The 11279-nt window shown below is 73.4% G+C and carries 9 protein-coding genes and 1 pseudogene; 6 read left to right on the plus strand and 4 right to left on the minus strand.

Features of this window, described 5'->3' with window-relative positions; all coding sequences use genetic code 11:
* Positions 1 to 59: 59 nt before the first annotated feature.
* A complete protein-coding gene (locus ACFWN1_RS27360; protein ID WP_384367338.1) occupies positions 60 to 1541 on the plus strand; it encodes a 3' terminal RNA ribose 2'-O-methyltransferase Hen1 in 1482 nt (493 codons plus the stop codon).
* Positions 1538 to 4081 (plus strand): polynucleotide kinase-phosphatase, encoded by a 2544-nt coding sequence (locus tag ACFWN1_RS27365; RefSeq protein ID WP_384367341.1) that lies wholly within the window; start codon positions 1538 to 1540, stop codon positions 4079 to 4081. The genes ACFWN1_RS27360 and ACFWN1_RS27365 overlap by 4 nt, the downstream gene beginning before the upstream one ends.
* A gap of 20 nt (positions 4082 to 4101) precedes the next feature.
* On the opposite strand, the gene ACFWN1_RS27370 is transcribed toward ACFWN1_RS27365, so the two are convergent.
* Both ACFWN1_RS27370 and ACFWN1_RS27375 read right to left on the minus strand, forming a co-directional pair.
* Positions 4102 to 4992 carry a hypothetical protein gene (locus tag ACFWN1_RS27370; protein WP_384367344.1) on the minus strand — a complete coding sequence of 297 codons (891 nt, stop codon included), beginning with the start codon at positions 4990 to 4992 and terminating at the stop codon, positions 4102 to 4104.
* On the minus strand, positions 4989 to 6077 hold the full coding sequence (locus ACFWN1_RS27375; RefSeq protein ID WP_384367347.1) for an SPFH domain-containing protein: 1089 nt from the start codon (positions 6075 to 6077) through the stop codon (positions 4989 to 4991). Before ACFWN1_RS27375 ends, ACFWN1_RS27370 begins: the two co-directional genes overlap by 4 nt.
* A 130-nt stretch (positions 6078 to 6207) precedes the next feature.
* Between ACFWN1_RS27375 and ACFWN1_RS27380 the strand changes: the two genes are divergently transcribed.
* From ACFWN1_RS27380 to ACFWN1_RS27390, 3 genes and pseudogenes are all read left to right on the plus strand, one after another.
* Complete coding sequence (locus ACFWN1_RS27380) at positions 6208 to 7434, plus strand: arginine deiminase (protein WP_384367350.1); 1227 nt, start codon at positions 6208 to 6210, stop codon at positions 7432 to 7434.
* A gap of 106 nt (positions 7435 to 7540) precedes the next feature.
* Complete coding sequence (gene argF / locus ACFWN1_RS27385) at positions 7541 to 8569, plus strand: ornithine carbamoyltransferase (protein ID WP_384367353.1); 1029 nt, start codon at positions 7541 to 7543, stop codon at positions 8567 to 8569.
* Positions 8570 to 8678: 109 nt separating this feature from the next.
* A pseudogene (locus ACFWN1_RS27390) lies at positions 8679 to 8948 on the plus strand (amino acid permease); the annotation flags it as partial.
* A 33-nt stretch (positions 8949 to 8981) separates the two neighbouring features.
* Here the strand turns inward: ACFWN1_RS27390 and ACFWN1_RS27395 are convergent.
* Both ACFWN1_RS27395 and ACFWN1_RS27400 read right to left on the minus strand, forming a co-directional pair.
* Positions 8982 to 9431 carry an ATP-binding protein gene (locus ACFWN1_RS27395; RefSeq protein WP_384367356.1) on the minus strand — a complete coding sequence of 150 codons (450 nt, stop codon included), beginning with the start codon at positions 9429 to 9431 and terminating at the stop codon, positions 8982 to 8984.
* A gap of 297 nt (positions 9432 to 9728) precedes the next feature.
* Positions 9729 to 10541 carry a PaaX family transcriptional regulator C-terminal domain-containing protein gene (locus ACFWN1_RS27400; RefSeq protein WP_384367359.1) on the minus strand — a complete coding sequence of 271 codons (813 nt, stop codon included), beginning with the start codon at positions 10539 to 10541 and terminating at the stop codon, positions 9729 to 9731.
* Positions 10542 to 10714: 173 nt separating this feature from the next.
* Between ACFWN1_RS27400 and ACFWN1_RS27405 the strand changes: the two genes are divergently transcribed.
* Positions 10715 to 11140, plus strand: a complete 426-nt coding sequence (locus tag ACFWN1_RS27405; RefSeq protein WP_384367362.1) for a DUF6299 family protein — start codon at positions 10715 to 10717, stop codon at positions 11138 to 11140.
* Positions 11141 to 11279: the final 139 nt, after the last annotated feature.

Consider the following 11279-nt stretch of genomic DNA (forward strand, 5'->3'; position numbering starts at 1 on the left):
GGCCCCGACTCCAGAAAACCTGTGGTCAACGGGCCCTCCGAACCGTGAGACTCGGTCATGTGTTCCTAACGATCTCCACACGCGGCACGGCCGCCACCCCCGCCACCGACCTCGGGTTCCTGCTGCACAAGAACCCCGGCAACGCGCAGACGTTCAGCACGTCCCACGGGACCGCGCACGTCTTCTACCCCGAGGCGGAGGTCGAGCGCTGCACGGCCGCGCTGCTGCTGGAGGTCGATCCCATCGCGCTGATCCGGCGCGGCAAGGGCAAGGGCAAGGGCCGGGGCGGCGCCCCCGACGCGGCCCTCGGCCAGTACGTCAACGACCGTCCCTACGCGGCCTCCTCACTCCTCGCCGTCGCGCTCGGCGCCGTCTTCTCCACCGCCCTGCACGGGGTGTGCAAGGCCCGCCCGGAGCGCGCCGCCGCCCCGCTGCCGCTGCGGATCGAGGTGCCCGCCGTCGCCGCGAAGGGCGGCCCGGACCTGGTGCGCGCGCTGTTCGCGCCGCTCGGCTGGGACGTCACCGCCGAACCGGTGGCCCTGGACACCGAGTTCCCCGACTGGGGCGACTCCCGCTACGTCCGCCTCGTGCTGGAGTCGGAGCAGCTCACCCTCGCCGAGGCGCTCCGCCACCTCTACGTGCTGCTGCCGGTGCTGGACGACGCCAAGCACTACTGGGTCTCGCCCGACGAGGTCGACAAGCTGCTGCGCGCCGGTGAGGGCTGGCTGCCCGGCCACCCCGAGCAGCGGCTGATCACCAACCGCTACCTCTCGCGCCGCTGGTCCCTGACCCGGCAGGCGATGGAGCGCCTCGAACTGGTGCGTCTCGCCGAGACCGACGACAGCGAGGTCGAGGACATCGACAACGCCGTCGAGGCGGAGGCCGAGGCCGAACCCCGGCCCACCCCGCTCGCCGTCCAGCGCCGGGAGGCGATCCTCGCCGGGCTGCGCGAGTCCGGTGCCGCCCGGGTGCTCGACCTCGGCTGCGGCGAGGGCCACCTCGTGCGGGAGCTGCTGCGGGACGTGCGGTTCACCGAGATCACGGGGGTCGACGTGTCCGCACGTGCCCTCGCCATCGCCGCCCGCCGCCTCAAGCTGGACCGCATGGGCGAGCGGCAGGCGTCCCGCGTCCGGCTGCTGCAGGGCTCGCTCACCTACACCGACAAGCGGCTCACCGGCTACGACGCGGCCGTGCTCAGCGAGGTGATCGAGCACCTCGACCTGCCCCGGCTGCCCGCGCTGGAGTACACCGTGTTCGGCGCCGCCCGCCCGCGCACCGTCCTCGTGACCACGCCGAACGTCGAGTACAACGTCCGCTGGGAGACCCTGCCCGCCGGGCACGTCCGGCACGGTGACCACCGCTTCGAGTGGACCCGCGAGGAGTTCCGCGCCTGGGCGGCCGCCGTCGCCGAACGGTACGGCTACACGGCCGAACTCCGCCCGGTCGGCCCCGACGACCCCGAGGTCGGTCCGCCCACCCAACTGGCCGTCTTCCACCGCGACACCACCGAGCAGGACAAGAAGGAGGCGAAGGCCGCATGACCGAGACCCGCCCGGGACGGGCGCTGCCCGTCACCGACCTCTCCCTCGTCGTCCTCGTCGGCGCCACCGGCTCCGGCAAGTCGACCTTCGCCCGCGAGCACTTCGCGCCCACCGAGGTGATCTCCTCCGACTTCTGCCGGGGCCTGGTCGCCGACGACGAGAACGACCAGAGCGCGACCAGGGACGCCTTCGACGTCCTGCACTACATCGCGGGCAAGCGGCTCGCCGCCGGCCGCCGTGCCGTCGTCGACGCCACCAGCGTCCAGCCGGACGCCCGGCGGCAGTTGGTCGAGCTGGCCAGGAAGTACGACGTGCTGCCCATCGCCATCGTGCTGGACGTGCCCGAGGAGGTGTGCGCCGAGCGCAACGCGGCCCGCCCCGACCGCGCGGGCATGCCCCGCCGGGTGATCCAGCGGCACACCCGCGAACTCCGCCGTTCCCTGCGGGGCTTGGAGCGCGAGGGCTTCCGCAAGGTGCATGTGCTGCGCGGGGTCGCCGAGGTCGAGGGCGCCACGGTCGTCACCGAGAAGCGGTACAACGACCTCACCCACCTCACCGGCCCCTTCGACATCGTCGGGGACATCCACGGCTGCTCGTCCGAACTGGAGTCGCTGCTCGTCAAGTTGGGCTACGCCGACGGAGTCCACCCCGAGGGCCGTACCGCCGTGTTCGTCGGTGACCTGGTCGACCGGGGTCCGGACAGCCCCGCCGTGCTGCGGCGCGTGATGGGCATGGTCGCAGCCGGGACCGCGCTGTGCGTGCCGGGCAACCACGAGAACAAGTTCGGCCGCTACCTCAAGGGCCGCACCGTCCAGCACACCCACGGCCTCGCCGAGACCATCGCCCAGCTGGAGGGCGAGAGCGAGGAGTTCAAGGACGAGGTGCGCCGCTTCGTCGACGGGCTGGTCAGCCACTACGTCCTCGACGGCGGCCGGCTCGTGGTCTGCCACGCCGGCCTGCCGGAGAAGTACCACGGCCGCACCTCCGGCCGGGTCCGCTCGCACGCGCTGTACGGCGAGACCACCGGGGAGACCGACGAGTTCGGGCTGCCCGTGCGCTACCCGTGGGCCGAGGACTACCGAGGCCGCGCGGCCGTGGTGTACGGCCACACTCCGGTACCGGAAGCCACCTGGCTCAACAACACGATCTGCCTCGACACCGGCGCCGTCTTCGGCGGCAAGCTGACCGCGCTGCGCTGGCCGGAGCGCGAGATCGTGGACGTACCCGCCGAACGGACCTGGTACGAGCCGGTGAGGCCGCTGCGCGTGGACGCGCCCGGCGGCCAGGACGGGCGGCCGTTGGACCTGGCCGACGTCACCGGCCGGGGCGGGGTGGAGACGCGGTACGCGGGCCGGGTCGCGGTGCGCGAGGAGAACGCGGCCGCCGCGCTGGAGGTGATGAGCCGCTTCGCCGTAGACCCGCGCCTGCTGCCGTATCTCCCGCCCACCATGGCGCCGACGCCCACCTCGCAGGAGGACGGCTATCTGGAGCACCCGGCCGAGGCGTTCGCGCAGTACGCGCGGGACGGGGTCGGGCGGGTGGTGTGCGAGGAGAAGCACATGGGCTCGCGCGCCGTGGCCCTGGTCTGCCGGGACGCGGAGACCGCCGCGAAGCGGTTCGGTGTGCCGGAAGGGCCCACGGGCGCGCTCTACACCCGTACCGGGCGGCCGTTCTTCGACGACGGCGCGGTGACCGAGGAGATCCTCGGCCGGCTCCGCGCGGCGGTCACCGAGGCCGGCCTGTGGGAGCGGCTCGACACCGACTGGCTGCTGCTGGACGCCGAGTTGATGCCGTGGTCGCTGAAGTCCGAGGGGCTGCTGCGCCGCCAGTACGCCGCCGTGGGCGCCGCCTCCGGCGCCGTGTTCCCGCCCGCACTCGCCGCACTGGAGGCGGCCGGGGCCCGGGGCGCCGACGTGTCCGCGCTGCTGGACCGGCAGCGCGAACGGGCCGCCGACGCGACCGCGTTCACCGACGCCTACCGCCGCTACTGCTGGCCCACCGAGGGTCTCGACGGCGTCCGCCTCGCCCCCTTCCAGATCCTCGCGGTACGCGGCCGAAGCCTCGCCGGACTCCCGCACGACGAGCAACTGGCCCTGCTGGACCGCCTGGCGGAACACGACACCTCCGGCCTGCTCCAGACCACGAGGCGCCTGTACGTCGACACCGGCGACCCGGAGTCGGTCCGGGCGGGCACCGACTGGTGGCTGGAGATGACCGGCCGGGGCGGCGAGGGCATGGTCGTCAAGCCGCTCGGCGCGCTCGTCCGCGACGGGCAGGGCCGGCCGGTGCAGCCGGGCATCAAGTGCCGGGGCCGCGAGTACCTGCGGATCATCTACGGACCCGAGTACACGCGCCCGGACAACCTGGCCAAGCTGCGCCACCGGTTCCTCAACCACAAGCGGTCGCTGGCGCTGCGCGAGTACGCCCTCGGCCTGGAGGCCCTGGACCGGCTCGCCGAGGGGGAGCCGCTGTGGCGGGTGCACGAGGCGGTGTTCGGCGTACTCGCGCTGGAGTCGGAGCCGGTGGACCCCCGGCTCTGAGCGCCTTCGACAGCGGGATCTCAGCCCACCAGCCGCAGCCGCCGCCCGCACACGCCCACCCGTACCGTCTGCCCCCAGGTGAGCTGGAGCGCGTCGGACTCGATGCCGTCGCCGAAGGCGATCAGGCGGTCGGACTCCACGGTGAGCGTCAGGGAAGCCGAGGCGGTGAGGCCGCCCCCGACCAGGCTCGTCCCGGTGGCGGGCGACGGCCACGCCTCGCGGACGAACCACAGCAGCCGGTCCTCGGTCGGCGCCGGCAGGGGCAGGGTGCCGCCCCGCTCCTGCCACACCGACCGGAGCCAGCCGGTGGCCCCGGTCCCGGTGCCCACCAGGACCCCGGAGGAAGCCTGGGCCTCGACCGCACTCCTGTCGCCGTCGAGACCCAGGCGGTACCGGGCGGTCTGGTGGCCCGGCGCGCCGAGGTAGATCTCGTTCAGCGCCACCAGCCGCTGCGTGTCGTCGGTGACGGCCTCGACCATGGTCAGCTCGTCCGCCGTGCCCCCGGCCGAGGCCAGCAGGGCGGCGGTGTCGGGCGGCCGGTGCCGGACCAGCACACCGGGGTTGCGGCCCGGATCGGTGTCGATGCCGATCACCGGCTGGCCGTCCAGGTACTTGGCGGCGTTCGCCACCAGCCCGTCCTGGCCCACCACCACGACCACGTCCTCCGGGGCGAACAGGAAGCGGTCCAGGTCGGCACGCTCCAGCAGCGCCTGGCGCCAGTTCAGCGGGACGGCGGCGGTCACCTCGGCCAGGGCGCGGCGCGCCCGGCGGTGGCGTTCGGCCACCTCCTCGATGTCCCGGCCGCGCGAGGAGAGGAAGAACGCGGCCTGCCCGTGCGTACCGTGCCGGGCCACCAGCTCCTCGTACTCCGTGGTGCGGTGGACCAGCACGGCGCGCGGGGCGAGGCTCACCGGGTGCCGTCCGGCGTGGCGTGGGTCAGCCGGGCGAGCAGTCCGGTCAGCACGTCGGGGGAGACGGTCACGCTGTCGATGCGCGGCAGGTTCTCCGCGAGCCGGGCGGCGGTGAGCGCCCGCAGCGCCTCGGCGCCGTCGACGCCGGCCTCGGCGTGCACCCGCAGCCACGCCGCCCGCTCCTCGGCCCGCGCCTCGCCGGTCTCGCGGGCGGCCTCGGCCTCCGCACGGGCGATCCGCACCGTCCGCTCCGCCTCCGCCTCCGCCAGCCGGGCCGTCCGCGTGGCCTCCGCCTCGGCCAGCTTCACCGACCGGGCCGCCTCCGCCTGGGCGCGCACCGCGTCGGCCGCGGCCTCCTCCTCCGCCTCCCGGCGGGCGTTGGTGCCCCGCTGCTCCACCAGCCGTTCCTCGCGGCGGGCCAGCTCGATGCGGCTGGCCAGTTCGTTCTCCGCGATGGCGCGCTCCCGCTCGACCGCGACCGCCCGCCGTTCGTAGGTCGCGCGGTCGGCCTCCTGCTGGATCTGCTCGCGGGCCGGGGTGCGCAGCGCCCGCTCCACCTCCGGCTCGGGGCGCAGCGCCATCACGCGCACCGCGACCACCTCGATGCCGGTGGCGGGGAGCCGGGGCTCGGCGCCCAGCCCGGCGGTGACGCGTTCGCGCACCGCCGCCGCGCCGTCCACCAGCGCCGCCGCCAGGGGCGTACGGGCCAGCACGTCCAGCGCGTGCTGCTGGGCCGTCTCGGTGAGCAGGGTGCCGAGCTGCTCCAGCGGGGCGCCGCGCCAGACCCCGGTGTCGGGGTCGACGGAGAAGTCCAGGCGGGCGGCGGCGGTGGCCGGGTCCGCGATCCGGTACGTCACCGTCGCGGTGACCGCCACGTCCTGGAAGTCGTGCGTACGGGCGTGGAAGGTCATCGCCAGTTCCCGGTCGTCCACCGGCACCTCGGACAGCGCGGCGGTCAGCGGCCGGAACCAGAAGCTGAGCCCTGGCCCGTCGTGCAGCAGCGTGCCCGAGCGGTGGTGCCGGATGTGCGCCGCGGGCACACCGCGCAGGTGGCGCCAGCCGAGGCGCCGGGTGATGTCGGCCATGGGAACCCCTCACTTCTCGTCGTAAAGACGATAAGCGGGACGGCCTGTTCTCGTCAACAGGACGAAAAGAGGGAGTGCGGAAACGGCCGGGAGACGAGTGAACGCTCCCCCCGGCGGCCAGGATGAAGGCATGGCATTCCACGTCGACTCCGAGGCCGGGCGGCTCCGCCGGGTGATCCTGCACAGGCCGGACCTCGAACTCAAGCGCCTCACCCCCAGCAACAAGGACGCCCTCCTCTTCGACGACGTGCTGTGGGTCCGCCGGGCGCGCGCCGAGCACGACGGCTTCGCCGACGTCCTGCGCGACCGGGGAGTCGAGGTGCACCTCTTCGGCGACCTGCTCACCGAGACCATGGCCGTGCCGGAGGCCCGCACCCTGGTCCTGGACCACGTCTTCGACGAGAAGGAGTACGGCCCGCTCGCCACCGGCCATCTGCGCACCGCCTTCGACGCGCTGGCCCCCGGCGAGCTGGCCGAGGCGCTGGTCGGCGGCATGACCAAGCGGGAGTTCCTGGCCGGCCACCCCGAGCCCGCCTCGGTCCGCTTCCATGTCATGGAGCTGGACGACTTCCTGCTGGGCCCGCTGCCCAACCACCTCTTCACCCGCGACACCTCGGCGTGGATCTACGACGGCGTCTCCATCAACGCCATGCGCTGGCCCGCCCGGCAGCGCGAAACCGTGCACTTCGAGGCGATCTACCGGCACCACCCGCTCTTCACCGAGGAGAGCCCCCGCATCTGGTCGCGCGGCCAGGCCGACTACCCCTCCACCATCGAGGGCGGCGACGTGCTGGTGATCGGCAACGGCGCCGTGCTGATCGGGATGAGCGAGCGCACCACCCCGCAGGCGGTGGAGATGCTCGCGCACAAGCTGTTCGAGTCGGGCTCCGCGCGGACCATCCTGGCGCTGGACATGCCCAAGCGGCGCGCCTTCATGCACCTCGACACCGTGATGACCATGGTCGACGGCGACACCTTCACCCAGTACGCCGGGCTCGGCCTGCTGCGCTCGTACACCATCGAGCCCGGCGCCGGAGAGCGCGAGCTGAAGGTCACCGACCATCCGCCGGAGCACATGCACCGGGCCATCGCCGCCGCCCTCGGCCTCGGTGAGATCCGGGTGCTCACCGCCACGCAGGACGTGCACGCCGCCGAGCGCGAGCAGTGGGACGACGGCTGCAACGTCCTCGCCGTGGAGCCCGGAGTCGTGGTCGCCTACGAACGCAACGCCACCACCAACACGCATCTGCGCAAGCAGGGCATCGAGGTGATCGAGATCCCGGGCAGCGAGCTGGGGCGGGGGAGGGGCGGGCCGCGCTGTATGAGCTGCCCGGTGGAGCGGGACGCGGTGTGGTAGGCCCTGGCGTGCGACTTCGTATGATCATGATGTCGGGTGAATAGAAATGCCGAGGCTCGTATAGAATTACGTGAGTCAGTGCACCACGTACCCCTGGAGCGCCCCCATGGCGACAGTCCCGACCGCCCTCGCCGGCCGACACTTCCTCAAGGAGCTGGACTTCACGGCCGAGGAGTTCCGCGGGCTGCTCGCGCTGGCCGCCGAGCTGAAGGCGGCCAAGCGGGCCGGAGCCGAGACACGGTACCTGACCGGCCGCAACATCGCCCTGATCTTCGAGAAGACCTCGACGCGCACCCGCTGCGCCTTCGAGGTCGCCGCCGCCGACCAGGGCGCCCACACCACGTATCTCGACCCGGCCGGCTCCCAGATCGGGCACAAGGAGTCCGTCAAGGACACCGCCCGGGTGCTGGGCCGGATGTACGACGCGATCGAGTACCGGGGGCACGGCCAGGGCGTCGTGGAGGAGCTGGCCGCGCACGCGGGCGTCCCCGTCTACAACGGCCTGACCGACGAGTGGCACCCCACCCAGATGCTCGCCGACCTGCTCACCATGACCGAGCACAGCGCGGAGCCGCTGGAGGACATCGCCTTCGCCTACCTGGGCGACGCCCGGTACAACATGGGCAACTCCTACCTGGTCACCGGCGCCCTGCTCGGCATGGACGTGCGCATCGTCGCACCCCGGCTGCTCTGGCCCGCCGAGACCATCGTGGCGCTGGCCCGCCGGCTGGCCGAGGTCTCCGGTGCCCGCGTCACCCTCACCGAGGACGTGAAGGAGGGGGTGCACGGCGCCGACTTCGTCGCCACCGATGTCTGGGTGTCGATGGGGGAGCCCAAGCAGGTCTGGGACGAGCGCATCGGCCTGCTCGGCCCGTACGCCGTGACCATGGACGTGCTGCGCGCCACCGGCAACCCCGGCGTACGGTTCCTGCACTGCCTGCCCGCCTTCCACGACCTCGGCACCGCCGTCGGCCGCGAGATCCACGAGCGGTACGGACTGACCGAGCTGGAGGTCAGCGACGAGGTCTTCGAGTCCGAGCACTCGGTGGTCTTCGACGAGGCGGAGAACCGGATGCACACGATCAAGGCCGTGCTCGTCGCCACCCTCGGGGATACGTCACCAGTCCTTGGTTGACCCGCCTCACCTGGCCTTGTGCTGACCGACGGCCCGGCCCCCACCCTTTGTGCCGCGCCGACGCAGCGGCCCGACCAGGGCCGTCCGCACCACCAGAAACGAGCACCACGTCGGACTCTCCGACTCCGTCGCGCAGGCCGGACCCGCCGTGGTCGTCTCCTTCGTCCTCGCCGCGTCCGGCGGACCGGCCGACGGCGGTGTGGTCAACCTGCCCGCCGTGAAGCTCGTCGTCCTGCTCGCGTTCTGTGCCGTCGGCTACAGCGCGTTCAAGCACGGCAACCTCACCCCGTTCTCCCCGGCGGGCCTGGGCGGCATCGGCGCGGGCACCACCGCCGCCTTCTTCTCGTACACGGCGTCTACCACGCCTACGGGCGCCGGCACTCCACGCTGGGCCGGGCCGGGGCGGCCGGAGTCACGCCGAACGCTGAGCGGGAACGACAGGCAGTCTGAACCACACCGCCTTGCCCGACGAGGTGGGGCGGTGACCACAGGACGAACTGAGGGCGCGGATCAGCAACAGGCCGCGCCCTCCCTCCTGCCAGGGGTCGGGCTCCTCGATCACCGGACGGGTCAGATGGCCGGGCGGCGCCGGGTCCGGGTCGTGCACCTCGACCTGGCAGCCGGTCGGCCGCAGCTCCACCACCAGCTCGATCGGACCGCTGCCGGCGGTGTGCTCCACCGCGTTCGCCACCAGCTCGGCGGTCAGCAGCTCCGCCGTGTCGCAGTCGGCCAGATGCCCCAACTCGGCGAGCGCCGAACGCACCAGGGCACGAGCGACCGGCACCGCCGCGGCGGTGTGCGGCAGTGCGATGCGCCAGGAGGCCGATCCGGTGGGGAGTTCGTGCACGGCGAGTCCGTTCATGCAGCAGGCTGTCCTGCCTTCGACTGTAGGAATGGTACGGCTCCGGCCATCGAAACCCCCGGCGGGCAGTGGCCGGAACCATAGGCCTCGATACCCGTCGGCGGGCCGCGCCGAACACCTCACCATCCCCACCCGTAGCTGCTGTTACGTCCCTGTTGATCACCGGTGACACCGGTGACGGGACGGTCGAACGCGCCGCGCCGCCACCTCGGCCGAGTGACCACAGTCACAGCGCGAGGGTGTCTGTTTCGGCCGCCCGGTGCCACGGAGCGACCGCCCGGTCACCGGCCGCCGCGCTCACACCCCGACGAACGCCGCGCCCGCGTCCCGCAGCCGCTCGTGCAGCGCCCGGAACACCCGCGCCGAGTGGGCCCCCGGCCAGTCGGCGGGCAGCAGCCGGGCCGGCAGACCGGGGTCGGCGCCGGGCAGCCCGCGCCAGGAGTCCAGGGCCAGCAGATAGTCCCGGTAGGCGTCCTCGGCCGGGGTGTCCGCCCGGCCCTCCCAGGCGCGCAGCACCGGCGCGTGCGCCGCGAGGAACCGCTCGTGCTGCCCGGCGATGGCCGGCAGGTCCCACCATCGGCCGACCGCCTCGGCCGTGGGCGCGAACCCCAGATGATCGCCCCGGAAGAGATCCACGTAGGTCTCCAGACCCAGCAGGCCCAGCGCGTGCCGGGCCTCCTCGTGCAGCCGGGCCGGGGCTATCCACACCCCCGGGGCCGCCGCGCCGAAGCCCAGCGCGGCCAGCCGTGTGCGCAGCACATGCCGCTTCTGCCGCTCCGACTCGGGCACCGAGAACACCGCGAGCACCCAGCCCTCGTCCTCGGCGGGCCCGGTGGCGTGGATACGGCGGTCGTCCGCGCTCAGCGACCGGCGTGCCTCCGCCGACAGCTCGTACCCCGCCGCACCCCCGGCGGTGCGGGCCGGCAGCAGCAGACCGCGCCGTTTCAGCCGGGACACCGAGGAGCGCACCGAGGGCGCGTCCACCCCGACCGCGGCCAGCAGCCGGATCAGCTCGGCGACGGGCACCGGGCCCGGTACGGAACGGCCGTACGCCCCGTAGAGCGTGACGATGAGGGACCTGGGGGCGTGCTGCTCGGACACGTTGATCATTTTAGGTCGTCGGCATACCTGCTGGTCACCATCGGTGCGAAGGCTTCTCGCAGGACACGGGGACGACTGCGCACGGCCCATTGACGCGCCGACGATGGGGTGAGGATCGCGTGCCGCGCGCGCCGCCCCCGGTACCTGTGGGAGCCCCCACACCCCACACCGGGAGGCATCCGATGCCCGTACGTCCCGTTCTGGCCGCCACGCTCGGCGCGGCCGCCCTGCTGTGCGCGCTCACCGACCCGGCCACCGCGGCGCCGGGCGAGAGCGTCACCGTCGACGCGACCGCCCGCCTCGCGGCCGACGGTACCGTCACCCTCTCCGGCACCTACCGCTGTCTGCCCGGCACCGGCCCGGTCCTCGTCAGCTCCTCGATCAGCCAGGCCGACCCGCGCGTCCGGCACGGCATCGGCGGCAGCGGCGCCCGCTGCGACGGCGCCGAGCACCGCTGGGCTGGCTCCGGCAAGATCTCCTCGGAGACGCTCGACGCGGGCGCCGCGCACGTCCGGGCCGACGTGATGGAACTGCGGCCCAGCGGACTCGTACCGCTGCCGGTGTTCCACGCCACGGCCGACCGGGACATCACCCTCGTCCGGAGCTGACCCCCGTCCGGCGGCGGCAGCTAGGGCCTGTCCGGCGGATCTTTGCGGGCCCGCGACGCCCGGCACGCACTCTCGCCGCACGCCCGAATCACCCGAGTACGTCCAGTACGAGGGAGATCCGGGCGCACGCCGAGAGCAC

Source organism: Streptomyces sp. NPDC058459, from assembly GCF_042721685.1.
Lineage (GTDB): Bacteria > Actinomycetota > Actinomycetes > Streptomycetales > Streptomycetaceae > Streptomyces.